Here is a 22,858-nt window from a genome sequence, read left to right on the forward strand (position 1 = left end):
ATCCATGTTTCGCGCAGCAATCAAAAGCGCAATGATCCTGTTCGGGCTGTTGGCCGGTCCGGCAGCGGCCGAAGAACCATTCATTGTCGTGCAGTCCACGACATCGACGCAGAATTCCGGCCTTCTGGACTTTATCCTGCCGGGGTTCGAGGCGGAAAGCGGGATCGATGTCCGTGTTGTGGCCGTGGGGACGGGGCAGGCGATCCGAAACGCGATCAACGGCGACGGTGACGTTCTGCTGGTGCATGCCAAGCCAGCGGAAGAGCAATTCGTGGCCGACGGCTGGGGTGTTGAGCGGCGGGACGTGATGTACAACGATTTTGTCTTGGTGGGCCCGAAATCGGACCCGGCCAAGATCAAAGGCGACGACGACGCAGTGGCCGCGTTGGCAGCGATCGCGCAGGCCAAAGCTCCGTTCGCGTCGCGCGCAGATGACAGCGGGACCCACAAGGCGGAGAAGGCTCTTTGGAGTCTGTCCGGAACCGACCCGACCTTGTCGTCGGGCGAGTGGTACCGCGAGACCGGATCGGGCATGGGTGCAACGCTCAACCTCGCTGCGGGCATGGATGCCTATGCCCTGACCGACAGGGCCACATGGCTGTCGTTCGGCAACAAGGGAAACCTTGAGGTTCTGGTCGAAGGCGATCCTCGGTTGTTCAATCAATACGGAGTGATCCTCGTAAACCCCGAAAAGCATCCGCGGGTCCGGGCGGCCGCGGGAAGAAGGTTCATCGACTGGCTCACTGGCCCGGACGGTCAGGAAGCAATCGCGGCGTACAAATTGAACGGAGAGCAGCTCTTCTTTCCGAACGCGCAGCAATAGGGTCGGTCAGTCACTTGCGCCGTTGTGATGGATCTGTCCCAAGCCGGACAGATCGTATCCGCCCAATTCATCGGCGCGACGCCTGAATTTGTCTGTACCCAGAAAAGTCAGTAGTTTCTGCATCGGGGGATCGAAACAGGACCGCCGCCAGATGGCGAGGTCGAGACGTTCGGAGTGGGTCGGAATGAAGCCCAACCCGTAGAGACGCGCCAAGGCTCCGATGCCGAACCCTGCCTCGGCCTTCCGGTCGTGCAGGGCGATTGCCAGTTCCTCTTCGGTGCGGGCACAAGTCGGCAGGGCGTCAAGATCGGCGCGGCTCAGGCCGCAGCTCTCCAACTGGGCATCGAACAAGTGCTGACTGGCGGCACTGTCCTGGCGCAGCACGACACGGCGGCCTTTCAGATCACCAAAATCGGAAATTCCCTGAACCCCGGGGGCCAGCAACAGGCCGCGCTGGCGGCTTGCGACCTCGTACAGTACCACGGGCGCCTCTCCCAGCGCATCGCGGACGGAATTGACGTTGAACCCGCCCGGTTCATGGATGTGCAGTACCGCGGCTTGTGCGTCACGTCGCGCAAGGCGGTTCAGCCCGTCGAATGAGCCGTCGTAATAGGTGGCCAACCCCGAGCCGCTTTCGCGGAGTGCCCAATCCAAAAGGGGGTCATGGCTGCCAGCCACGATGTCGGGCAGGGGCGGTTTGACCGTGTCCGGCCCGGTACGCGACGCATTGAGCCAGGCCAGTACCTCGGCCCGGGGAAAGAGAAGTTTGCCCATCGCTTTCACGCAGGGCACTTCGCCCGAAGACGCCAGATCATAGGCCTTGCGTTCGCCAATGCGCAGCAGGTCCGCCAACTCTCGTGTGGTCAGGAATTCGGACATTCAGTCTAGTCGCACCGAGGAGCCGGTCTGCGTCTCGGCCGCTGCGTGTCCGAGTTGCTGCAATACCATCGGTGCGGCGGCAGTAATGACGACCATTGCGGCGGCAGCTGCAAGAAAGGCTTTCATCTTATCCTCCGGCTTAGTCTGCGGGCGCTGTCGCGCTGCGCAGAAATTCAATCAGGTCGGTGCGGTCCTGCGCCTGCGCGATCCGCTGCATCGGCATCTTCGACCCCGGAATGTAGTGGTCCGGTCCCTGATCGAAAAGAGCGTTTATCGTCTGTTCGTTCCAAATGATATCAGACCCTTGCAGCGTTTCCGAGTAGATGTAGCCAGGCAGTGTCCCGGCCTGACGCCCGAATACGCCATGCAGGGTCGGTCCGGCCCGGCGCTGATCGTCCGGCGTCAGGCTGTGGCAGATCGAGCATTTCCGGGCGAACTGCCGTTCTCCGTTTTGCATTTCTTCGGGGTCCTTCAGGAAACTCGGCTCTTGGCTGGCCATCCGTTCCTGTGACCCCAGCGCGGCCACCGGCCAGCTGTACATGGCCTGATCCAGCCCGCCTGCGTGCAGGTTCTCTCCATCGGGGGAAAAGGCCAGTGCCCAGACCGGGCCGCGCAGCGTTGCCCGGAAATCCTGCGCAATCCGCCAGTTCTGCGTGTCGATGACCATGATGTAGCCCTCACCATCGCCCACCGCCAGCAGTGACCGATCCGGGCTGAGGGCAAGCGCAAGGATCGGACGACGGTCCAGCGTGAAATCACGCTCGACCCCGGTGGTCAGGTCCAGAATGCGGGTCACGCCATCGACCGCACCATAGGCGATCCAACCGTCTTGCGCGTTCAGGACCAGTTCGTTGATGCCGAATCCGTGTTCGACCAGTCGCGCGGTTTCGGCCCCGGTCGTCACGTCCCATATCCGCAAGCTGCCGTCTACCCCGGCGGAGTACAGCGACCGTCCGTCCGGCGCGAAGGCCACCGCGTTGACGCCGCTGCCTGTAGGGCCCAGCAGCTTGGCCGCACCGCCCTGGGTTGGCCACAGGCCGATCGTCCCATCCCAACTGGCAGTCGCCACAAGCGTCTTTGAGGCCGCGAGCCCGACGACCTTGCCCTTGTGCTGACCAACGACCTGTCCACCGGGCCAACGGCGCAGGGTAAAGTCGTCGCCGGCCGAATAGATCGCCGTGCCGTTGAACACCACCGCGTTCACGGCAGCCTCGTGACCTTCCAGCCAGTCCGGCTGCTGCCCGGACCACAGGCCCACGGAATTGTCGAAACTGGCGGTGGCAATGCGCCCGTCCGGGGCTGCGGCGATGTCCATGATCGGCCCACCATGGCCCTTGAGCGTGTAGAAATCCGCCGCCAGCGGCAGCGGCAGCAGGGCCAGCGCCAAAGCCAGCCCGCGCATCTATTCGGCAGGCGAGGCCGCGCCGTCGCTGGCCTCCTGCGCCTTTACCTCTTCCAGCCACAGCGAATGGTGCTCGCGCGCCCATTGCTCTTCGACCTCGCCGGTGCCCATGGCGTCAAACGCGCCCTCCATGCCGACCGAGCCGAGGTAGATATGGGCCAGAATGATGGCGATGAAGGCATAGGCGACCATGACGTGCCAGATCTGGGCATATTGCATCTCTTCCTGCGGAGACATCTGCGTGGGCAGGTCCAACCCCATCAGTTGGGGCAAACCGGTCGCGTTGGCGATCGAAAACGTCTTGGCGAACATCGGAAGCTCGAACGGGAACAGCAGCGACAGGCCCGACAGGCTGATCGAGACGCCAAGCAGGATGCACAGCCAGAAAATGATCTTTTGACCGGCGTTGAATTTCTTGGCCGGGGGGTGGCTGCCTTTGGTGAACAATCCGCCGCCCGCCGCCAACCATTTCAGGTCGGTCCGGTTGGGGATGTTGTGGGCGATCCAGTTCACGGTGATGATGACCAATCCCAGCATGAAGGCCCAGGCCAGATTGTTGTGCAACCACTTGCAGCCTTGCGCGATGGTGGCGAACCCTTCCTTGCCGAACAGGGGGATCAGGAAATCCCGGCCGTAGAGCGTCAGCAGACCGGTCAATCCAAGTATCAGGAACGAGCCGGCAAACAGCCAGTGCCCGAACCTTTCAAATCCTGAAAACCGGGTGACCGTGCGGCCCGTTTTCTCGCCGTCGATGCGGATGCGGCCGCGGATCAGGAAAAACAGCAGCAGAACGACCAGCATCCCGCCCAGAATATAGGTTCCGTATTCGCGTAGCGGACCGGTGCGGAAAGTCCACCACCACATGCCACCGTCCTGGATCAGCACGCCGGCAGCCGGCCCCTTTGTCGACACGGTGACATCGGCCGAGCCATAGCGGATGGCGCGATACACATCGCTGTCCGAAGCCACGCCGCGCGTGCCCAACTGACCCAGCAGACCTTCGGCATTGCCTTGCCCGGTATTCTGTGCGCGATAGCTGTTGTCGACCTTCTCACCGCGTTGCCGGGCCAGAATATCCTCGAGCGTCGTGGCGCCACCGGTCTGCGCGCGCGGGGCAGCGGCTGGTTCGTCTGTGCCGGTCGTGTCTTGTGCAAGCGCGCCCTGCGCGATCCCAAGTGTCAACGTCAAAGCCAGAAAAATGCGCAGCATCGGAACCTCGGTATCAATCCAAAATCGGGTGACCCACCTGCGCGGGTCACCCGTGTTGTCAGGCTGAGGTCTCAGCCGTCCTTCTGGTCGTAGGCCGTGCCCCAACCCCAGGCGCCCGAGCCGAACCCGCGCGCCACGACGCGTTCGCGGTAGATGGCCGAGACCACGTCACCGTCACCGGCAAGCAGGGCCTTGGTCGAACACATCTCGGCGCAGATGGGCAGTTTGCCCTCGGCGATCCGGTTGCGGCCGTATTTGGCGAACTCTGCGGTCGAGTGCGTTTCCTCGGGGCCGCCGGCACAGAAGGTACATTTGTCCATCTTGCCGCGCGATCCGAAGTTGCCGGCCTGCGGGTATTGCGGCGCGCCGAACGGGCACGCATAGAAGCAATAGCCGCAGCCGATGCACAGGTCCTTGGAGTGCAGGACGACGCCTTCTTCGTTCTGATAGAAGCAGTCGACCGGGCACACCGCCATGCAGGGCGCATCCGAACAATGCATGCAGGCGACCGAGATCGAGCGTTCACCCGGTTTGCCGTCATTGATCGTCACCACCCGGCGGCGGTTGATGCCCCACGGAACCTCGTGTTCGTTCTTGCACGCAGTCACGCAGGCGTTGCACTCGATGCAGCGTTCAGCGTCGCAGAGAAACTTTGCTCTAGCCATTGTCGTCCTCCTTACGCTGCCCAGATCTTGCAGAGAGTCGCTTTGGTCTCCTGCATCTGGGTCACTGAATCATAGCCATAGGTCTGGGCGGTGTTGGTGCTTTCACCCAGTACGTACGGGTCGGCACCTTTCGGGTATTTCTCCCTCAGGTCCGCGCCCTGGAAATGGCCGCCGAAGTGGAATGGCATGAAGGCCACGCCGGCACCGACCCTTTCGGTCAGCATCGCCATCACCTTGACCTTGCCGCCCTCGGGACCTTCGACCCAGACCTGCGATCCGTCGCGAATGCCAAGGTTGTTGGCGTCACGCGGATTGATCTCGACGAACATGTCCTGCTGCAGCTCGGCCAGCCACGGGTTCGACCGTGTCTCGTCGCCGCCACCTTCATATTCGACCAGACGACCTGACGTCAGGATTATCGGGTAATCCTTTGAAAAGTCGTTCTTCTGGATCGAAGCGTACAAGGTCGGAAGGCGATAGGCCTGACGGTCCTCGTAGGTGGGATAGTCGGCCACCAGATCGCGCCGCGGCGTGTACAGCGGCTCGCGGTGCAGCGGGATCGGATCCGGGAAGGTCCAGACCACGGTGCGGGCCTTAGCATTGCCGAAGGGCGCACAGCCATGCTTGATGGCCACCCGCTGGATGCCGCCTGACAGGTCGGTCTTCCAGTTGGTCTTGGGTCCTGCCACGGCGTCGATGGCCGCGCGTTCCTCGGCTGTCAGGTCGCCATCCCAGCCCAGATCCATCAGCATCTGCATCGTGAACTCGGGGTATCCGTCCTGGATTTCCGAACCCACGCTGTAGACCCCTTCGGCCAGCAGGTTCTGACCGTCACGCTCGACGCCGAAACGTGCACGGAAGGTCAGGCCACCCTCGGCCACCGGCTTGGACATGTCATAGAGGTTTGGCGTCCCCGGATGCCCCATCTCGGCGGTGCCCCAGCAGGGCCACGGCAGACCGTAGTATTCGCCATCATTCGGACCGCCCACGGCCTGCAGCGTCGTTCTGTCGAACGTGTGCTGGTTGGCCATATGGCTTTTGATCCGCTCTGGCGACTGACCGGTATAGCCGATCGTCCACAGCCCCGCGTTGAACTCGCGCGTGATGCTTTCGACATTCGGGGTTTCGGGGTCCTCCATTTCGATATTGCGGAAGAACCGATCCGCCCAGCCGAACTTGTTGGCGAACTTGGCCATGATGACCTCGTCCGGCAGGCTTTCGAACAGCGGATCGACGACCTTGTCGCGCCACTGCAGCGAACGGTTCGAGGCCGTGACCGAGCCACGGGTTTCGAACTGCGTACAGGCCGGCAGCAGATAGACGCCATCGGTCCGGTCATGCAGGACCGCGGAAACGGTGGGATACGGGTCGATTACGACCAGCATGTCCAACTTTTCCATCGCCGTCTTCATTTCGACCATCCGGGTCTGCGAGTTGGGCGCGTGGCCCCACAGAACCATGGCGCGGACGTTGTTGGGCTGATCCATATTCTCGGGATCTTCCAGAACACCGTCGATCCAGCGCGAAACCGGGATGCCCCGTTCGTTCTGCAGCGACTTGTCCTTGCCGTCCTTGTCCTTGACCATTGCGAACTGGCCAGCCAGCCACTCCGGTTCCTCGCCCCAGACGCGGGCCCAGTGACCCCATGCGCCTGCGGACAGGCCGTAATAGCCGGGCAGGGTGTGGGACAGAACGCCCAGATCGGTCGCGCCCTGCACGTTGTCATGGCCGCGGAAGATGTTGGTGCCACCACCAGAGGTGCCCATGTTGCCCAACGCCAGCTGCAGCACGCAATAGGCGCGCGTATTGTTGTTGCCGTTGGTGTGCTGGGTGCCGCCCATGCACCAGATCACGGTGCCGGGACGGTTGTTGGCCAGCGTCCGCGCCACGCGCTTGAGCTGCGATCCCGGCACGCCGGTGACGCGCTCGGTCTCTTCGGGGGTCCAGTTGGCGACCTCCTCGCGGATCTGGTCCATGCCCCAGACACGGGTGCGGATGAACTCTTTGTCTTCCCAGCTGTTGTCGAAGATGTGCCACAGGATGCCCCAGATCAGCGCCACGTCGGTGCCGGGGCGGAAGCGGACATATTCGTCGGCATGGGCCGCGGTGCGCGTAAAGCGCGGGTCGCACACGATCAGCGGGGCGTTGTTCTGCTCTTTCGCGCGCAGAACATGCAGCAGCGAGACGGGGTGCGCCTCGGCCGGGTTGCCGCCGATGATAAAGATCGCCTTGGAATTGTGGATGTCGTTGTAGCTGTTGGTCATGGCGCCGTAGCCCCATGTATTCGCAACACCCGCAACGGTGGTCGAGTGGCAGATCCGCGCCTGGTGGTCCACGTTGTTGGTGCCCCAGTAGGCCGCGAACTTACGGAACAGATAGGCCTGTTCGTTGTTGTGCTTGGCCGAACCCAACCAATAGACGCTGTCAGGCCCGCTTTCCTCGCGGATGCTCATCATGCCGTCGCCGATCTCGTTGATCGCCTCTTCCCAGCTGATGCGCTTCCACTCGCCACCCTCTTTCTTCATCGGGTATTTCAGGCGGCGTTCGCCATGGGCGTGTTCACGGACAGCGGCCCCCTTGGCACAGTGAGCGCCCAGGTTGAACGGGCTGTCCCAACCGGGTTCCTGCCCGATCCAGACGCCGTTCTGCACTTCGGCAACCACGGTACAGCCGACCGAGCAATGCGTGCAGACGGATTTGATGTTCTCCACAGCCGTGTTGGCTGCAGTCTGGGCGCTGGCGGGCGACACGGTTCCACCCGTGGCGCTGATCGCGGCCAGGCCGCCGATCGTCAGGCCCGAGCCACGCAGGAACGCGCGGCGATCGACGCTCTTTTCGCCGATTTGGGACAGGATACTTGTCCGCTGGGGGCGTCTCGCAACCCCGTTGGTCTTTTTCCTAAGCATTTCCTTCCTCCCTTGCTGGCCATGTTGATCATGGCTGGCTTGGTGTTTCGAAATCGACGTCAGGGCCAATCGCAACCGTCAGCCGAGTGTGACCACGTCCGGACCAGCGCCGGGCGTCGCCGAGGCGGCCTAGAAGCGCGCGCTGTCGAAATAGGCGCGGGTATGCGCTGTGTCCTGAATGCGGGTCTCGTCCGAGGGTTGCTCGGCCGCTTCGGCCTCGGTTCCCAGGCTGGCCGCTGCAACGGCTGCCGGGGCCGCGGTGCCCGCCAGTTTCAGGAAGTCGCGGCGGCTGGCGCCGGTCTCCTTGGTCTTGCTCATGGGATCCTCCTTTCCCATTTGCGGTTCAGCGCCCGCCGGGGCGCCAGCGAATGACGGCCGCCTAGTGCGTCGTCATGCGGAAGGCCTCGCGTTCGATCTCCATGAAAACCCGGCCGGCGGTGCCGACCGAGGCATAGAGAACCGAATGCTCGGCTGCTTCCAGGTCCGAGAAAAAGTGCTCGGCCCAGGGGCCGATATGCTTGTTCCAGAACGTCTTTTGATCTTCCAACGCGGCCGGGCCGCCGAAACGGCCGACGATCATGCCGCCCATCATCTCCATCAACGAGGCGATGTTGTCTTCGGGTTCGAACACGTTTGCCGCCCGGGTGATGCCCCGCGCCGCCATGTCGTTGCGCAGCTGCGCCAGCGGTTTCTCGTTCAGGAACCCGGTCAGGTAGAAGCTGGCATAGGGCAGCAGTTCTCCGCGCCCCAGCCCGATGAACAATGCGTTGAACTCGCGCTCGGCCGCTTCGGGCTTGGTCACCTTGGCCACGCGGGCCATGGCCTGAATGGCCTGGCCCAGATCTGTCTCGTCCCCCGACAACGCCGCGATCTGGCTCAGCAGGGTCTGGTCGGGCGGTGTGGCCAGAAGCAGGCCCAGAAAGTTGTAGAAATCCGCGCGCAGACGGTCTTCGGGGGAAATCTCGAACGTCTGCGGGTCGCGAATGTTCATCGGGTCATCCTTCGAATTCAAATTTCATGCGCCGCGGGGCCGGGGGGCGTTCGTCCTCATCCGGTTGGATGGCGTCTGCCACTTCGACAGGGGGCGCGGGCTCGGCTTCAGGCTCGGGCGTTTCGGTAGTCGGCTCGGCTTCGGCCTCGACCGGGTGTTCCTCGGCTTCCTTCTGCTCGGCCAACGCCTCGATATGGCGCAACATGCCTTTGCCCACCTGGTAAGCCGTCTGCAGGTTTTCGACCACGCAGGCGGCGTCGGTGTAGTCCTCACCGTAATCGACCAGCCCGTCCACATTCGCCAGTACCGGGTTCAACCGCCACAAGCGCCGCAAGGCGCGGCGGCGCAGACGGTCCGGCACGGCCTTGTCCATGAAGCCCGAAACATCGTCGCCCGCCTGCAGCAGGTCAGGGTCGGGCAGGTCAAGCTCGGCCAAAATCTCGGCGTCGGTCTTTTCTTCCAGTTCGGCCTGCTGCGCGGCGATCTCCTGCGCGGTCAGGGCCTCTCGTTCGGCCTGCGCTTCGGCCTGCACGGCGGCCTTGCGGCGCGACCAGAAATCCTGTCGGGCGCTCATTGCACGGCCCTCCGCGGGGCGCGGTAGACATCCGAGGTCTGCCGAATGCGCGCATCGCCCTTGCCATCTTCTACAAGATCCACCCGTTTCTTGTCGCGGCGGCGTTTGATGAACACCTCATCGCGGTGATGGGCCAGAGTGAAATCGCGCACCCAAGCAATCAGGCCTTCGGTCATCGGGATCTTTTCCACGATCTCTTCGCCGGTATCGGCATAGTCCTGCCCCTCGTAGGGCGAGGCGGTGATCAGAAACGCGTTCAGCGGGCGATCACCTTCGGCATCGTCACGCAGGACAAGATACAGCGATGGCTGGCTGTCCGAGAGATTGGCCATATAGGCCTCGGTTTCATCGGACCAGAGTTTCAAGGGCAGGGTGGCAGCGTGGTATTCGACCGCATCGCCCTCGCGGCGCAGTTCGACCCAGTCGGCGGGCGGGGCGCCGGGCAGCACAGCAACCGCGCGCCAATTCCACCGGGCCCAGCGCGTGACCCCCGGTGTCTTGCGCACGACGACGCCAACCGGCATTTCGATCTGTTTTGCGGCCTCGGCCACTTTGATCCTCCCCGGAAAAGCTCTCCCCTGCTTTCCCTTGGGTTCACTATGGTACACAAATGGGCCACGTGCCAAGTCCGCAGCGCCCTGAAATGGTCGTGATTTGGAAAAAAGTCGTCGCAAATGGGTCGCGGCGACGATCAGCCGACTTTGGCGGGCGACACAGAGTTTCTGACCAGAACCGGCCGCCACACGTTGCATGGGCGGCGTTTGGGTCTAAGGTTGGGGCAAGGAAGAGATGCGGGGGGAACATGGTCACCAAATTGGTCTTGTGCGATTGCGCTGGAAGTCAGGCCCTGGACGGGCAGGGGATATCGGACGCCTGCGGTGCTGAATGCAGCAGGGTCCACACGGCGCTGTGCACCTCCGAACTGACCGCTGCGGCCAAGCTGATGCAGTCGGACGACCAGATCGTCATCGCCTGCGGGCAAGAGGCCCAAGTGTTCCGCGAACTGGCCGAGGAACTGGGCGTGGATCACCCCGGCTTTGTCGATCTGCGCGACCGGGCCGGCTGGTCCGAGCAGGCGCGCGCGTCTATGCCCAAGATGGCGGCGCTGGCGGCCGAGGCTCTGTTGCAGCAGCCGATCACACCCAGCGTAGATGTCATCAGCGAAGGCACCGCCTGCATCATCGGGCCGGGTGAGGTTGCGTTTGACCTTGCCCAACGACTGTCGGACACGATGGCGGTGACAGTGGTCGTCACCGATGATACGCAGCCTGACAGCCGGGCCAACGACGTGGTGCGCGCGCGGGTCCGGTCGGTCTCGGGGGCGCTGGGCGGGTTCACGCTGCGGCTGGATGCATTGCAGCAGATTGATCCGGCGGGGCGCGGTGCGTTTGTCTGGACCCCGCCGCGCGACGGTGCGGTGTCGGCCTGCGATGTGCTGATCGACCTGGCGGGGGGTACGCCTTTCGTGACGGCCCCCGACAAGCGCGAAGGCTACCTGCGCGCCGATCCGCGCGATGCGGTCACGGTTGCCCGGCTGGCCTTTGACGCGGCGCAGCTGGTCGGGACCTTCGAAAAGCCGCTGTATGTCAGGCTCGAAGAAACCCTGTGCGCCCATTCGCGGGCCGGGCAGGTGGGCTGTTCCAACTGTCTGGACATCTGCCCCACCGGGGCCATCACCCCGGCCGGAGATCACGTGGCCATCGACCCGATGGTCTGCGCGGGCTGCGGTGAATGCGCGGCCCTGTGCCCCTCGACCGCGATCAGCTACGAAGATCCGCCGGTGGCGGCCCTGCTGGCGCGGATGAAAACCCTGGCGGCGACCTACCGTCGGGCCGGGGGGCGTGCCCCGCGCCTTTTGGTACATAATGCCCACGGGGCCGAGATGATCCGGCTGGCCGCGCGGTTCGGACGTGGGCTGCCTGCCGATGTGATCCCGCTGGAACTGGGGGTGGTGTCCGGCTTTGGACATGCCGAGATGCTGGCTGCCTTGGCTCATGGCTTTGCCCGGGTCGACATCCTGCTGGCCCCGACGACCGAGCGGGATGCGTTGGACCGCGAACTGCCGCTGGCGCTGGCCATCGCCGGAGCGGACGTCATCGGAGTGATCGACGAATCCGATCCGGATGCACTGACCGATCTGCTTTATGCGAAGGACGTGCCGCAGCCACTGGCCCAGCCGGTTCTGCCGCTGGGCAACCGGCGCCAGATCACGCGGCTGGCGGCGCAGGCGCTGCGCCCAGATGCGTCTCAGCCGCTGCCTCTGCCGGAACACGCGCCCTATGGCGCGGTGGCGGTGGACACCGAAGCCTGCACTCTGTGCCTGAGTTGTGTGTCGCTGTGCCCGTCAGGCGCATTGATCGACAACCCCGACATGCCTCAGCTGAACTTTCAACAGGATGCCTGCCTCCAATGCGGGCTGTGCAAGACCATCTGTCCCGAAAGCGCGATCACCCTGGTGCCCGAACTGGACCTGAGCGACCGCGCGCTGTCGCCGCGTGTCCTGAACGAAGAAGAGCCTTTTGCCTGCATCGAATGCGGTGCTCTGTTCGGGGTGAAATCGACGGTCGAACGGATCATGGAGAAGCTGGCCGGCAGCCACCCGATGTTTGCCACGTCCGAGCAGGCGAAGATGATCCAGATGTGTGACGATTGCCGTGTGCAGGCGCAGTTCCACAGTCAGGACAACCCATTTACCTCAAAGCCCAAGCCCAAGGTCGTCACCACCGATGACTACTTCAGCAAGCGCAAGGATCACTGAAGCTTGAGCGGGGCCCCCAGATCGGCCGCGCGGATGACCGAGACATAGGCGAGGATCGCCTCAACCTCGTCCTGCGTGAGCGTTACCGGATGAATGGGCGGGGGGCGTTCGGGGTCGAAGGGCGCAGTGATCCCTTCGATCTGGGTAAAGGAAGGATGCGGATTCAGGGCAAAGAACGCCTGGAACCGGTTCGACCAGTCCGGCATCGCGCGCAGCACCGCGAAGGACGGCGTGGAGCCCAACCCGTTCATCCGGTTCTGAGGGCCGATCACATGACAGCGCCCGCAATGGGTCAGCGACAGCTTTTCACCCAGCAAGGCGTCGCCTTCGATGGCATCCGACTCGGGCGCAGCGACCATTTCGAAACTGGCCGAGAACGGGCCGCCCTCGGTCGGTGCAAAACTTTCGACGGTGCGTTTGCCCACGTCGGACAACAGCCAATCCTGAAAGCGGGCCTGCCGCGGGTCGTCCTGAACGCGCAGGTGATAGATGTCGCCGCCGCGCTGAAACACCGGCTGTCCCGGTGGCCCGACCGTCAGAACCATCGCGCCACCTTCATCCGCGACAACCCGGATTCCGGTCTTGAGCGAGAAGCGCGGAAGAATATGTTTCAAAAGACCCGAGCGTGCGACATCGTCCGGCGCGGCCAGACCAATCTCCTCCTGCGACCAAGAGGGGCTGGCGAAGAGCGTCAGGCTCAGGCACAAAAGAACAAAGCGCATGGCCCAGCCTAACGGCGACAGGGCGAATGCGTCAAATGAACGAACAAGACGGAGACACACTGCGATGAGCGGCGATTACAACATGTCGATGCGCAAATTCCTCAAACAGGTTGGCGTGACCAGCCAGCAGGCCATCGAAGATGCGCTGCGCAAGGCGGGCGATCCGGCGGGCAAAAGCTTTGAGGCCAAGATGGTCCTGACGATCAACGGGCTGGATGTCGAACACGTGGTGACAGGCCAGATCAAGGACGGCGACGCATGAGCATCCGCGACGCGGTTCTGGCGAACCTGAAAAAGATCACCGACCCGGTTTCGGGGCAGGACATCGTCAGCGCGGGCGTGGTCCGCGCGCTGAATGTCGAGGGCGACACCGTGCGCTTCGTTCTCGAGATCGACCCCAAGTACGCCGAAAAGATGGAGCCGGTGCGCGCCACCGCCGAAAAGGCGGCGCAGATGGTCGACGGGGTGGCCAAGGTCTCGGCCCTGCTGACCGCGCATTCTGACAAGGCGCCGCCGGATTTGAAACCCAAGCCCAAGCCCTCGCAGACCGGGCCGCAGGCGGTGCCGGGGGTTGACCGGATCATCGCCGTGGCCTCGGGCAAGGGCGGGGTCGGGAAGTCCACCGTTTCGGCCAACCTGGCCTGTGCGCTCGCAGCCGAAGGGCGGCGGGTCGGTCTGCTGGATGCCGATGTCTATGGCCCTTCGCAGCCGCGCATGCTGGGTGTGTCCGGACGGCCGGCCAGCCCCGATGGCAAAACCATCCTGCCGCTGCGCAACCACGGGGTCACCATGATGTCGATGGGGTTGATGACCAACGAAGGTCAGGCGGTGGTCTGGCGCGGTCCGATGCTGATGGGCGCGTTGCAGCAGATGATGAGCCAGGTGCAGTGGGGCGCGCTGGACGTGCTGATCGTCGACCTGCCGCCCGGCACCGGTGACGTGCAGTTGACGCTGAGCCAGAAGTTCAAGGTGGATGGCGCCATCGTCGTGTCGACCCCGCAGGACGTGGCCCTGATCGACGCGCGCAAGGGCATCGACATGTTCCGCCAGCTGAAAACGCCGATCGTCGGCATGATCGAGAACATGTCCACGCATATTTGCTCGAACTGCGGGCACGAGGAACATGTGTTCGGTCATGGAGGCGTCGCCGCCGAAGCCGCCGAACTGGGTGTGCCGTTGCTGGGGGAAATCCCGCTGCATCTGGATATCCGCGTGGCCGCTGATGGCGGGGCACCGATGGTGGTCAGCAAACCTGACAGCCCGCAGGCCGAGGCCTTCCGCAAGATCGCCCGCGACCTGATCGCCGCGGGCAAGGCATGACACAGCCGGTCTTTCCCCCGTTGCTGTCCGGGCACCCGGTACAGGGTGGGGAAGACCCGTTCGACCACGCACAGGCCATGGCGGCGCTGGGCTGCGACGCGGGCAGCGTCGTCTACAACATTCAGGCGGATCGCCTGCGCGCGGCCATCGTCTTTGCACCCGAGGTGCCCTTGCAGGACGCCATGGCCATGCTGCCGCTGTGCGCCGTCGGGTTCCAGAACGCGCTGGGCGCGCTGGCTCCGCCCGAGGTGGCGGTGCATCTGGGCTGGGATGGTCCGATTTTCGTCAACGGGGCCCGCTGTGGCCGGTTTCGTGCGGCCGCGTCGACCTCCGATCCGGAAACTGTGCCCGACTGGCTGGTCGTCGGCTGGGAACTGGCCTTGCTGCAAACCGGGGACGAGCCCGGCAAGTCGCCCGATGTGACGGCCCTGTATGACGAAGGCTGCGCGGATGTGTCTCCGGTGCAGCTGGTCGAAAGCTGGTCGCGTCACATGCTGACTTGGCTGAACCGCTGGTCCGAGGATGGCAACGCGCCGTTGCACGGGGAATGGATGGGCTTGCTGCAGGGCGTCGGAGAGCCATATGGTGATCGCGGCGTGTTTCTTGGGGCCGATGAGCGGTTCGGCATGCTGTTGCGGAACGGGTCGGACACGCAGCTTGTTCCCTTGATCCGTCTGTTGGAGGACGTCCATTGAACCTGGCCCGCGCCATTCATTTCGACGAAAGCGACCTGAACGTCTTTCACTCGCCGGCCCGAACGGGCGAGTGGTGCATCTCGGGCGGGTTCGAGTTTTCGAACTGGGGTGAGGCCGACCTGGCCGGTAAGGCGCGCCAGGCCTTTGCCAACGGGTGGTTGGGGCTTGAAACCTTCGGGCGCGTGACCTTCGTGGCGGTGACGCAGATCGAACCGGCCGAGATGGAGCGGCTGGCCACCAACCTGGCCGAGCATTTCGTGCGCCTTTACGGCGCGCCCTCGGTCGAGGCGGCGCTGGACGTGGCCCGCGCCGAGCTGGCCCATATGTCCGAGATGTGTGACGATCATGCCCCCAACACCCTGCTGACCGTTGCCCGCAGCCTGACCGAGTCCGGCGTTCACGAGGCTTTTCGCGTGATCACGCCGCAAGAGGCCGAGTTGGAGGCCTTTGCCGTCCACGGGTCATTGGACGAGTGATTACAAAAGGTCGGCAAAACCGCCGAACTGTCCGCGCTTGAAGATCAAGCCCTTGCCGGTGCGGTACATGACCTGTTCGACCTCTCCCACGAGAATCAGATGATCCCCGGCCTCGTGGCGGGCAGACAAAGTGCAGTCAAATCGGGCCAGACACTGGCTCAGCTGCGGCCGACCTTTGTGATCCGGGGACCAGTCTGCATGCGAGAAATCGAGGCCATTGCGGGCAAAACGAAGGGCCAGATCCTGCTGATCCTCGGCCACGACATGGATCGAGTAATGTTGCGCTGCTTGAAAGGCCCCGTAACGGTTCGACTCTTTTGCCAGACACCACAGGACCAATGGTGGATCCAGCGACACTGATGCAAACGAGTTGACGGTGATGGCCGAGGGACCGTCCGGGGTGCTGGTCGTGACGACCGTCACACCAGTGCCAAAGCACCCCAGGGCCTCGCGGAAGGCCATGCTTTGATCGGGTCCGGGTTTGAATGTTCTTTCGGTCATCGCGCGCTCGTTTGGTGGCCGGGCACGGGGTGCCATGCCGCAGCAGAATTGTCCACGAAAAGCTGTATCGCGATCAATAGGCTGATTCAGTTCAGGTCTTCCAGCAGCCGACCGTGCTTGCGGGTTTCTGCGATCACGTCGCCGAATGTCTGCATACCGCGTGCAGCCAGCATCGGCAGCATCCGCACCAATGCTTCAGCCGTCGCAACCGCATCCCCCAAAGCCGTATGGCGGAGCGTCTCGGGGATTTCCACGCCCAGTCTTTCGCACAAAGCGTCGAGCGTATGGGTTTCGCTGGCTCCGAAAAGGACCGCCGACAGCAGAACCGTGTCCAGGATGGGGTGATCCCACGTCACTTCCATGCGCTTGGCATGACGGCGCAGAAACGCCATGTCGAATGGTGCGTTATGCGCCACGATCACGGCATCACGGGCGAAGTGGTGGAACATGCGCCCGGCTTGCGCGATATCGGGCGCGTCCTGCACCATACGGTCACTGACCTTGTGAACCTTGGTCGAAGCGGGTGGGATCGGAATGCCCGGATTGACCAGCGTGTCCAGCCGCTCGCCCTCGACGATGCGCCCCTTGACGACACGGACGGCGCCGATCTGCACGATCTCGTCCTTGTGCGGCAGCAAACCGGTGGTTTCGGTGTCGAAGACCACAAAGCACAGTTGCGATAGCGGGCGGTTTTCGAACGCCTCGTCGCCTGGGGTGTCCAGAAGATCGAAATCATAGACCAGAGGGCGCGCGGCCTCTGGCGGAATGCGGGCGACGCTGTCTTCGAAGATCAGCATATAGCCCGGCGCATCGCCCAGCGGTTTCATGCGTGCCGTGTAGGTTTGGCGCCCGTCCACGCTGGCCAGGGTGCAATAGACATCCATGCCGGTTTTCCCCAGCTTCTCGTAAGCGTCCAGCAGAGGTTTGCGTTCGAGATAGTCGAACAGCGAGGCGTTCAGGCGGGGATGGGCGATCTGCGCCAGAACCTCGGCGGCCTGCGCGTCGTACAGAACGATCTGGTGGTTTGGCCCCGCGAGCAGCATCGCGACAGGGATCTCGGACAGAAGCGCGGTCAGACGTTCCTTCTCTGACGCGAGATGCGCGGTTTCGGCAGCCACAGCCTCGGCCGTGGACAGGGCGGTGGTGGCCAGTCGCTCGGCAAGGCTGGCGGCGGCGGGGGCCAGATCACCCAAATAGCGTGCCGCCTGCAAGTCGAGATCGGTATCCACCCCCGCATGTGCACGCGCACGCAGCTGCGCCGACAGGCGTTCGATCGGTTTGGCCACGTTGTCGTCGAACAGCAGCCAGACACCGACAACCAGCCCCAGCAAGCCAAACGAGATCAGCAGGCCGCTGAACACGAAGGCGCTGGTTAGATCATTCGGATCCGCGCGTTGCAGGCCAAGCCAAAGGGCGATCACGGTGATGGCGATGCCACCCGCCGCAAGCAAGCAGAAGAACAGAAAAATTCTCAGGCGCAGGCTCAGGCGGGTCAGCATGGTCAGGCCTCGCAAGTGGCTGAGACCACCGGATCATCCTCTCCAACCGGCACCCAATCGGCACCGACCAGACGCCCGTCATCCGAGAACTCGGCCCCATCTGCCAGACTTGCCCGGCTGTGCTCGGCGCAGTTCACCGCGATTGGCATCTTGGACACCGGCGCCCAGCGGCCAAAGAAGTACAGGTCGATCAGGCGCTGATCCGGCACCTGCGCATTGGTCCGCAACGAGGCGGTATCGACGGCCGCGAACCGGTCGACATAGGGCACCGCATAGGTCCAGGGGCGATAGAGCGCGCGGCTTTCGACCTCTTGCACGACGGTCAGGCCGTCGGGCAGGGCGTCCCGGGTGCGGTCGTACCAGGAATACTCGCTGATGATCGTGACCGCGATCATGCCCAAGCCGGCCGCAACCGGAGCCGACCATTTCGGCAGATGGCCACCTGTCAGCCGGTTCAAACCCATCACGAGGCCCGCGATGGCAAAGCCCGCAAAGATCGTGCCGATCAGCTCAAGAAACATCTTCCTCCTCCGTTCTTACTGCCGGGGTCTTTACCCCAGCATCCCCTTGCCGTGCCCGACCGCGGATTGCATCGTCTTTACCACGACAAACGCGTCCCGAAGATGACTTCGCTCAAAGTCCGACAATTCAGACGGCGCAAGATAGTTGTCGGGCTTGTCGCCATTCCTGATCTGTTTGACCTGATGGTTCAACCGGGTTTCCGCGATCAGGTCATAGGCATCCAGCAGGTCCCGCGCGCCCGACGGGCTGAGCACCCCGGCGGCCTCGGCGGACTTGAGGCGCGCGCGGGTGTTCACCTCGGTCAATTCACCCTGCAGGCTGTAGACGCGGCCCAGATCGACCACGGGAACCACGCCGTTGTGCTTGAGGTCCAGCGTGTTGCGATGCTCGCCCGAGCGGATCGTGGCGATCCCGCGCAGCAGGCCCAGCGGAGGCGTGTGTTTCAGAGAATTCGAAATCATGTGCGCCACGAAGATCGAGTTCGCCCGGGCCGCGCGCAGAGTTTCGGCCTGCAGGTCGGAAAACAGATCGAACCGGCCACCGATGGGGCGCAGGTCGAACATGACCGAGGCCAGCATCTGCGCCTCGGGGTTGGGCTTGGCGATCCAGCCGTTGAAATAGTCGCGCCAGACCCGGACCGGCTGCCGCCAGCGCGGATTGGTCGCCATCATGTCTCCGGGGCAATAGAAATACCCGCAGGCATCCAGCCCGTCGGACACGAATTTGGCCAGCGCCTCGAAATAGGGCAGGTCGGGATCGGTGACGCTGTCATCCAGCATCAGGCAATTGTCCTGGTCGGACACGCCTGTCTGCTCCTGCCGGCCTTGCGAGCCGCAGGCCAGCCACAGATAGGGCACGGGTGCCGGGCCGAGTTTCTGCTCGGCCAGCGCCAGAAGCCGGCGCGTCGCGGCGTCGGCGATGTCGGTGATCAGGCGGGTGACGATCTCGTGCCGGTTGCCGCCCGCCACCAGTTGCACCAGCAGGTTCGGGATGTCGGCCGTGACCGCGGCCATCTCGGTCGCCGACCCGGCCTGCGCGATGCGGCCGACCAGTTCGGCCGAGCTGACGGCCTGGAACCGGGTCAGGTCGGTTTGGGTGACCATTCCGACCAGACGCCCACCCTCGGTGATGGGGATATGGCCGATACCGCGTTCCAGCATCGCGTGCAGCACGTCCGAGCCGATGTCGCCGGGCGACAGGGTCAGCGGGTCCGGGGTCATGATCTGTGACACCGGGGTCGTCGGGGGCAGGGCGCCCGCCACGACCTTGCCCGACAGGTCCCGAACCGTGGCAATGCCGCGCAACGCGCCGCGCTCGGTGATGCAGACCGACGAAATGCCCCGGTCGCGCATCAGGCGCGCGGCTTCCTGAACGGTCGTGTCCGGGGTGCATGTGGCCGGCTTGCGCGCCATCAGGGTCTCGACTCGGGTGGTGGACAGCGATTGCTGTTCGGGCCGTGCAGGGCGGGCCCGGTTGAAGAATTTGGCGACGACGACGTGACGCTGGAGCAGCTCTGAAAACAGGTCAGTTGGGATGATCAGCAGAACCGAGGGCGCGTCAGCCGTTGCCGTGGTCACCGCGCGCCCGTCGCGCATCAGACCACGCTCGCCGAACGAGTTGCGCAGGCCCAGATGGGATACGACCGCGCCGTTTTCGTCGGTGATCTCGACGTGGCCTTCGTAGATGATGAAAAGGCCGGGCAACTGCGCGCCGCGGTGATAGATGACGGTGCCCTTTGGGATTGCGCGCGCTTCGATCCGGGCGGCGATGTCGGCCAGTTCCTCGACAGGCAGCGCGTCATAGGGGTGCACGGATTTCAGGAACCGGGTGATCTGTTCAGGTGAAAGCGCCATGGGTTCGCCCGTCCGCTTGAATGAAAAGCCCCGCCCGGGGTTTAGCCGGGCGGGAGAAGTTGGTCGAGGGAAACGGCCCGTGATGCATCATCGCGGACCGCATCCGGCTCAGTGGTCCTGAGCCGCGCCCGCACCACGGGGAATGCGCACGCTTTCGACCAGATCCTTGATCTCCTGCGGGGTTTCCTTGGTCATGCCGGCAACCACATAGGCGACGCCGAAGTTGACCATGGCGCCGATCGCACCGAACGAGGTCGATTTGATCGGACCCAGCAGCGGGTCTGCATCGGTGAACGAGTTGGTGCCCGGAATGAACAGCCAGCCCTTGTGCAGGAAGATGTAGACCAGGGTGACGGTCAGACCAGCCAGCATGCCCGCGACCGCGCCGGTGTTGTTGATGCGGGTCGAGAAGATCCCCATCATCAGCGCCGGGAAGATCGAGGCCGCCGCCAGACCGAAGGCCAACGCCACGGTTTGCGCCGCAAAGCCCGGAGGGTTGAGGCCCAGATAGGTGGCAACCACGATGGCCACGGCCATTGCGATCCGCGCCGCCAGAAGCTCGCCCTTTTCCGAGATGCTCGGGTTGATCGAGCCCTTGATCAGGTCGTGCGACACCGCCGACGAAATTGCCAGCAACAGGCCCGCAGCGGTCGAAAGCGCGGCCGCAAGACCACCGGCCGCGACCAGACCGATCACCCAACCCGGCAGGTTGGCGATTTCGGGGTTGGCCAGAACCAGGATGTCGCGGTTGAACTTGGTCAACTCGTTGCCGACCCAGCCCTTTTCTTCGGCAAGCGCCTGCATGTCGGCATTCTTGTCGTTGTAGTACTGGATCTTGCCGTCGCCGTTCTTGTCTTCCCAGTCCAGCAGGCCGGTTTTCTGCCAGGTGGCCATCCAGTCATACCGGGCATCGTTGTCGATCTGCTCCAGCGAAACAGCGCCACCTTCGATGCCGCCGTTCGGCCACATCATGTCGGTGATGTTCAGACGGGCCATGGCACCAACCGCGGGGGCGGTCAGGTACAGCAGAGCGATGAACACCAGCGCCCAACCGGCCGACCAGCGCGCGTCCGACACTTTGGGAACGGTGAAGAAGCGCATGATGACGTGCGGCAGGCCGGCGGTGCCGATCATCAGCGACAGGGTGAACAGAACCATGTTCAGCGTGTTCGAATGATGAGCGGTGTATTCCGCAAAGCCCAGCTCGGCCACGATGGCGTCCAGCTTGGTCAGCAGCGGCTCGCCACCGGCGGTGTCGCCGAACAGGCCCAGGGCCGGGATCGGGTTGCCGGTCAGCTGCAGCGAGATGAAGATCGCCGGAATGGTGTAGGCGGTGATCAGCACGCAGTACTGAGCGACCTGGGTATAGGTCACGCCCTTCATGCCGCCGAACACCGCATAGGCAAACACGACGCCCGCGCCGATCAGCAGACCGGTGGTGTTCGACACTTCCAGAAAGCGGCCAAAGGCCACGCCCACGCCGGTCATCTGGCCGATCACGTAGGTGACCGAGGCCACGATCAGACAGATCACCGCCACGACGCGCGCGGTCTGGCTGTAGAAGCGATCGCCGATGAACTCGGACACGGTGAACTTGCCGAACTTGCGCAGATAGGGCGCAAGCAGAAGCGCCAGCAGCACGTAGCCGCCGGTCCAGCCCATCAGGAACGAGCTGTTGTCATAGCCGGTAAAGGCAATCAGGCCCGCCATCGAGATGAACGAGGCCGCCGACATCCAGTCTGCTGCCGTGGCCATGCCGTTGGTGACCGGGTGAATGCCGCGTCCGGCGGCATAGAATTCCGATGTGGATCCCGCGCGGGCCCAGATCGCGATGCCGATGTAGAGCGCAAAGGACGCGCCCACAAACAGCAGGTTGATGGTAAACTGATCCATTGTCCCCTGGCTCCCTTATTCTTCTTCGACGCCGTATTCGGCATCCAGTTTGTTCATGCGCCAGGCGTAGAAGAAGATCAGCGCCAGAAAGACCAGGATCGATCCCTGTTGCGCGAACCAGAAGCCCAGGTCGGTGCCGCCGACGGCGATGCCCGACAGCAACGGGCGCAGCAGAATGCCGAACCCGAAAGACACCAGCGCCCAGATGATGAGGCTGATGTAGATGAGACGCAGGTTTGCCTGCCAATAGCCCTTGTCGGACTCGGCAGTCTGCGCGGAGTTTGTTGAATTATCCGCCATTGCGGTTTCCTCCTTGGTTCCTCCAGGGCGGCCCGGTGCATTTGTCCTCCGGCGTAGGGCCGCCATTCGATTGCGCCGAGCGCCGCGATGGCGCCAGGCAAAGCTTCTCCGGTCCGCCAGAGCGGTTCCGTTGAAGAAACTCGTGTCGGGGTCAGTGCCCGCTTTGGGGAGTCCTCTTCCCCTTACCGCATCGCGTCGCCCACGATGCTTTCCAGGCCACGGGCGATCTGATCGATCTGCCCCATGGCATCCAGTTTTCTGAGTACGCCGCGATCCTTGTAGTAGTCGATCAAAGGCGCGGTTTGTTCGTGATAGGCCTCCAGCCGGGACGCCACGGTTTCGGCATTGTCATCGGCGCGGCGGCTGAATTCCGTGCTGCCGCACTTGTCACAAACACCGTCCACCTTCGGCTGCTTGTACTGATCGTGGTAGCCTTCACCGCACATTGCGCAGGTGTAGCGTCCGGCGATCCGGGTGACCATCTCGGCGTCCTCGACCTCGAGGCTGATGGCCGCATTCACCTTCTGCCCGTTTTCGGCCAGCAGCTTGTCCAACGCTTCGGCCTGAACAGTGGTACGGGGAAACCCATCTAGGATGACACCACGCGCGCAATCGGGCTCGACAATGCGATCGCGCAGGATTGCGATGACGATATCATCGCTGACCAGGTCGCCGGCTTCCATCACCGCTTTTGCAGCCTTTCCGGCCTCGGTTCCGGCAGCAACCGCGGCGCGCAGCAGGTCGCCGGTGCTAAGCTGCACCAGGCCAAATTTCTGTTCCAGCATTCGCGCCTGTGTGCCCTTCCCGGCGCCCGGAGGGCCGAGAAGGATCAGGACAGCGGGCTTTGTGATTGTTTCAGCCTGCATCACG

Annotated in this window: 24 protein-coding genes; 6 read left to right on the plus strand and 18 right to left on the minus strand. The window is 63.6% G+C overall.

All coding sequences use genetic code 11. The features are described from left to right. Window positions 1–4: 4 nt before the first annotated feature. On the plus strand, window positions 5–823 hold the full coding sequence (locus tag ACR0MM_RS01065) for an ABC transporter substrate-binding protein (RefSeq protein WP_480693946.1): 819 nt from the start codon (window positions 5–7) through the stop codon (window positions 821–823). A gap of 6 nt (window positions 824–829) precedes the next feature. On the opposite strand, the gene ACR0MM_RS01070 is transcribed toward ACR0MM_RS01065, so the two are convergent. The 10 genes from ACR0MM_RS01070 to ACR0MM_RS01115 form a co-directional block, all read right to left on the minus strand. Further along, the gene (locus ACR0MM_RS01070; protein WP_480693948.1) at window positions 830–1,702 is read right to left on the minus strand and encodes a substrate-binding domain-containing protein; all 873 of its coding nucleotides are present in this window, start codon (window positions 1,700–1,702) and stop codon (window positions 830–832) included. Continuing rightward, window positions 1,703–1,828: a hypothetical protein gene (locus ACR0MM_RS01075; protein WP_480693950.1), complete on the minus strand. Its 126-nt coding sequence runs from the start codon at window positions 1,826–1,828 to the stop codon at window positions 1,703–1,705. A 13-nt stretch (window positions 1,829–1,841) separates the two neighbouring features. Then, window positions 1,842–3,104, minus strand: coding sequence for a c-type cytochrome (locus tag ACR0MM_RS01080; protein ID WP_480693952.1), 1,263 nt, complete (start codon window positions 3,102–3,104; stop codon window positions 1,842–1,844). After that, window positions 3,105–4,313 carry a formate dehydrogenase subunit gamma gene (locus ACR0MM_RS01085; protein ID WP_480693954.1) on the minus strand — a complete coding sequence of 403 codons (1,209 nt, stop codon included), beginning with the start codon at window positions 4,311–4,313 and terminating at the stop codon, window positions 3,105–3,107. A gap of 71 nt (window positions 4,314–4,384) precedes the next feature. After that, window positions 4,385–4,978, minus strand: a complete 594-nt coding sequence (gene fdh3B, locus ACR0MM_RS01090) for a formate dehydrogenase FDH3 subunit beta (RefSeq protein WP_005983764.1) — start codon at window positions 4,976–4,978, stop codon at window positions 4,385–4,387. Between the two features lie 11 nt (window positions 4,979–4,989). Next, complete coding sequence (locus ACR0MM_RS01095) at window positions 4,990–7,884, minus strand: formate dehydrogenase subunit alpha (RefSeq protein WP_170366942.1); 2,895 nt, start codon at window positions 7,882–7,884, stop codon at window positions 4,990–4,992. A gap of 129 nt (window positions 7,885–8,013) precedes the next feature. Next, window positions 8,014–8,202 (minus strand): twin-arginine translocation signal domain-containing protein, encoded by a 189-nt coding sequence (locus ACR0MM_RS01100; protein ID WP_005983760.1) that lies wholly within the window; start codon window positions 8,200–8,202, stop codon window positions 8,014–8,016. A 61-nt stretch (window positions 8,203–8,263) separates the two neighbouring features. Further along, complete coding sequence (locus ACR0MM_RS01105) at window positions 8,264–8,875, minus strand: TorD/DmsD family molecular chaperone (protein WP_005983758.1); 612 nt, start codon at window positions 8,873–8,875, stop codon at window positions 8,264–8,266. Window positions 8,876–8,879: 4 nt separating this feature from the next. Further along, window positions 8,880–9,449 carry a DUF3306 domain-containing protein gene (locus ACR0MM_RS01110; protein ID WP_170357560.1) on the minus strand — a complete coding sequence of 190 codons (570 nt, stop codon included), beginning with the start codon at window positions 9,447–9,449 and terminating at the stop codon, window positions 8,880–8,882. After that, window positions 9,446–10,000, minus strand: coding sequence for a DUF3305 domain-containing protein (locus ACR0MM_RS01115; protein ID WP_149775839.1), 555 nt, complete (start codon window positions 9,998–10,000; stop codon window positions 9,446–9,448). The genes ACR0MM_RS01110 and ACR0MM_RS01115 overlap by 4 nt, the downstream gene beginning before the upstream one ends. Window positions 10,001–10,251: 251 nt before the next feature. On the opposite strand from ACR0MM_RS01115, the gene ACR0MM_RS01120 reads away from it, so the two are divergent. Further along, entirely contained in the window at window positions 10,252–12,207 is a 1,956-nt protein-coding gene (locus tag ACR0MM_RS01120) for a 4Fe-4S binding protein (RefSeq protein WP_480693957.1), read from the plus strand. Here ACR0MM_RS01120 and ACR0MM_RS01125 read toward each other — a convergent pair. After that, entirely contained in the window at window positions 12,201–12,929 is a 729-nt protein-coding gene (locus ACR0MM_RS01125; RefSeq protein ID WP_480693959.1) for a c-type cytochrome, read from the minus strand. The two genes, ACR0MM_RS01120 and ACR0MM_RS01125, sit on opposite strands and share 7 nt — an antisense overlap. A 64-nt stretch (window positions 12,930–12,993) precedes the next feature. On the opposite strand from ACR0MM_RS01125, the gene ACR0MM_RS01130 reads away from it, so the two are divergent. Genes ACR0MM_RS01130 through ACR0MM_RS01145 form a run of 4 tightly spaced genes read left to right on the plus strand, consistent with a single transcriptional unit; the run spans window position 12,994 to window position 15,420 of the window. Next, complete coding sequence (locus ACR0MM_RS01130) at window positions 12,994–13,191, plus strand: DUF6494 family protein (RefSeq protein ID WP_170339600.1); 198 nt, start codon at window positions 12,994–12,996, stop codon at window positions 13,189–13,191. After that, complete coding sequence (locus ACR0MM_RS01135; protein WP_480693961.1) at window positions 13,188–14,249, plus strand: Mrp/NBP35 family ATP-binding protein; 1,062 nt, start codon at window positions 13,188–13,190, stop codon at window positions 14,247–14,249. The genes ACR0MM_RS01130 and ACR0MM_RS01135 overlap by 4 nt, the downstream gene beginning before the upstream one ends. Next, window positions 14,246–14,944 carry a biotin/lipoate--protein ligase family protein gene (locus tag ACR0MM_RS01140; protein ID WP_480693963.1) on the plus strand — a complete coding sequence of 233 codons (699 nt, stop codon included), beginning with the start codon at window positions 14,246–14,248 and terminating at the stop codon, window positions 14,942–14,944. Before ACR0MM_RS01135 ends, ACR0MM_RS01140 begins: the two co-directional genes overlap by 4 nt. After that, window positions 14,941–15,420: a DUF6505 family protein gene (locus ACR0MM_RS01145; protein ID WP_170437244.1), complete on the plus strand. Its 480-nt coding sequence runs from the start codon at window positions 14,941–14,943 to the stop codon at window positions 15,418–15,420. The genes ACR0MM_RS01140 and ACR0MM_RS01145 overlap by 4 nt, the downstream gene beginning before the upstream one ends. On the opposite strand, the gene ACR0MM_RS01150 is transcribed toward ACR0MM_RS01145, so the two are convergent. From ACR0MM_RS01150 to ACR0MM_RS01180, 7 genes are all read right to left on the minus strand, one after another. Further along, on the minus strand, window positions 15,421–15,921 hold the full coding sequence (locus ACR0MM_RS01150) for a flavin reductase family protein (RefSeq protein ID WP_170371219.1): 501 nt from the start codon (window positions 15,919–15,921) through the stop codon (window positions 15,421–15,423). It lies immediately after the preceding gene. Window positions 15,922–16,007: 86 nt separating this feature from the next. Then, window positions 16,008–17,420: a 3'-5' exonuclease gene (locus ACR0MM_RS01155; RefSeq protein WP_480693965.1), complete on the minus strand. Its 1,413-nt coding sequence runs from the start codon at window positions 17,418–17,420 to the stop codon at window positions 16,008–16,010. Between the two features lie 2 nt (window positions 17,421–17,422). Further along, window positions 17,423–17,941, minus strand: coding sequence for a hypothetical protein (locus tag ACR0MM_RS01160; RefSeq protein WP_093961827.1), 519 nt, complete (start codon window positions 17,939–17,941; stop codon window positions 17,423–17,425). A gap of 30 nt (window positions 17,942–17,971) precedes the next feature. Next, window positions 17,972–19,795, minus strand: coding sequence for a DUF294 nucleotidyltransferase-like domain-containing protein (locus ACR0MM_RS01165; RefSeq protein WP_480693967.1), 1,824 nt, complete (start codon window positions 19,793–19,795; stop codon window positions 17,972–17,974). A 108-nt stretch (window positions 19,796–19,903) separates the two neighbouring features. Further along, window positions 19,904–21,688: a sodium:solute symporter family protein gene (locus ACR0MM_RS01170; protein ID WP_170357571.1), complete on the minus strand. Its 1,785-nt coding sequence runs from the start codon at window positions 21,686–21,688 to the stop codon at window positions 19,904–19,906. Window positions 21,689–21,703: 15 nt separating this feature from the next. Beyond that, window positions 21,704–21,988, minus strand: a complete 285-nt coding sequence (locus ACR0MM_RS01175) for a DUF4212 domain-containing protein (protein ID WP_093962930.1) — start codon at window positions 21,986–21,988, stop codon at window positions 21,704–21,706. A gap of 182 nt (window positions 21,989–22,170) precedes the next feature. Beyond that, entirely contained in the window at window positions 22,171–22,854 is a 684-nt protein-coding gene (locus ACR0MM_RS01180) for an adenylate kinase (RefSeq protein ID WP_480693969.1), read from the minus strand. Between the last annotated feature and the right edge of the window lie 4 nt (window positions 22,855–22,858).

This window comes from Ruegeria sp. BC6 (assembly GCF_056539185.1).

Excerpts from the sequence above, each read along its gene's own strand:
- ACR0MM_RS01105 (WP_005983758.1), bottom strand. The coding sequence starts at position 8,875 with ATGAACATTCGCGACCCGCAGACGTTCGAGATTTCCCCCGAAGACCGT.
- ACR0MM_RS01165 (WP_480693967.1), bottom strand. The coding sequence starts at position 19,795 with ATGGCGCTTTCACCTGAACAGATCACCCGGTTCCTGAAATCCGTGCAC.
- fdh3B (WP_005983764.1), bottom strand. The coding sequence starts at position 4,978 with ATGGCTAGAGCAAAGTTTCTCTGCGACGCTGAACGCTGCATCGAGTGC.
- ACR0MM_RS01140 (WP_480693963.1), top strand. The coding sequence starts at position 14,246 with ATGACACAGCCGGTCTTTCCCCCGTTGCTGTCCGGGCACCCGGTACAG.
- ACR0MM_RS01130 (WP_170339600.1), top strand. The coding sequence starts at position 12,994 with ATGAGCGGCGATTACAACATGTCGATGCGCAAATTCCTCAAACAGGTT.
- ACR0MM_RS01160 (WP_093961827.1), bottom strand. The coding sequence starts at position 17,941 with ATGTTTCTTGAGCTGATCGGCACGATCTTTGCGGGCTTTGCCATCGCG.
- ACR0MM_RS01085 (WP_480693954.1), bottom strand. The coding sequence starts at position 4,313 with ATGCTGCGCATTTTTCTGGCTTTGACGTTGACACTTGGGATCGCGCAG.
- ACR0MM_RS01135 (WP_480693961.1), top strand. The coding sequence starts at position 13,188 with ATGAGCATCCGCGACGCGGTTCTGGCGAACCTGAAAAAGATCACCGAC.
- ACR0MM_RS01070 (WP_480693948.1), bottom strand. The coding sequence starts at position 1,702 with ATGTCCGAATTCCTGACCACACGAGAGTTGGCGGACCTGCTGCGCATT.
- ACR0MM_RS01120 (WP_480693957.1), top strand. The coding sequence starts at position 10,252 with ATGGTCACCAAATTGGTCTTGTGCGATTGCGCTGGAAGTCAGGCCCTG.
- ACR0MM_RS01180 (WP_480693969.1), bottom strand. The coding sequence starts at position 22,854 with ATGCAGGCTGAAACAATCACAAAGCCCGCTGTCCTGATCCTTCTCGGC.
- ACR0MM_RS01125 (WP_480693959.1), bottom strand. The coding sequence starts at position 12,929 with ATGCGCTTTGTTCTTTTGTGCCTGAGCCTGACGCTCTTCGCCAGCCCC.
- ACR0MM_RS01110 (WP_170357560.1), bottom strand. The coding sequence starts at position 9,449 with ATGAGCGCCCGACAGGATTTCTGGTCGCGCCGCAAGGCCGCCGTGCAG.
- ACR0MM_RS01065 (WP_480693946.1), top strand. The coding sequence starts at position 5 with ATGTTTCGCGCAGCAATCAAAAGCGCAATGATCCTGTTCGGGCTGTTG.
- ACR0MM_RS01150 (WP_170371219.1), bottom strand. The coding sequence starts at position 15,921 with ATGACCGAAAGAACATTCAAACCCGGACCCGATCAAAGCATGGCCTTC.
- ACR0MM_RS01095 (WP_170366942.1), bottom strand. The coding sequence starts at position 7,884 with ATGCTTAGGAAAAAGACCAACGGGGTTGCGAGACGCCCCCAGCGGACA.
- ACR0MM_RS01075 (WP_480693950.1), bottom strand. The coding sequence starts at position 1,828 with ATGAAAGCCTTTCTTGCAGCTGCCGCCGCAATGGTCGTCATTACTGCC.
- ACR0MM_RS01170 (WP_170357571.1), bottom strand. The coding sequence starts at position 21,688 with ATGGATCAGTTTACCATCAACCTGCTGTTTGTGGGCGCGTCCTTTGCG.
- ACR0MM_RS01155 (WP_480693965.1), bottom strand. The coding sequence starts at position 17,420 with ATGCTGACCCGCCTGAGCCTGCGCCTGAGAATTTTTCTGTTCTTCTGC.
- ACR0MM_RS01100 (WP_005983760.1), bottom strand. The coding sequence starts at position 8,202 with ATGAGCAAGACCAAGGAGACCGGCGCCAGCCGCCGCGACTTCCTGAAA.
- ACR0MM_RS01080 (WP_480693952.1), bottom strand. The coding sequence starts at position 3,104 with ATGCGCGGGCTGGCTTTGGCGCTGGCCCTGCTGCCGCTGCCGCTGGCG.
- ACR0MM_RS01175 (WP_093962930.1), bottom strand. The coding sequence starts at position 21,988 with ATGGCGGATAATTCAACAAACTCCGCGCAGACTGCCGAGTCCGACAAG.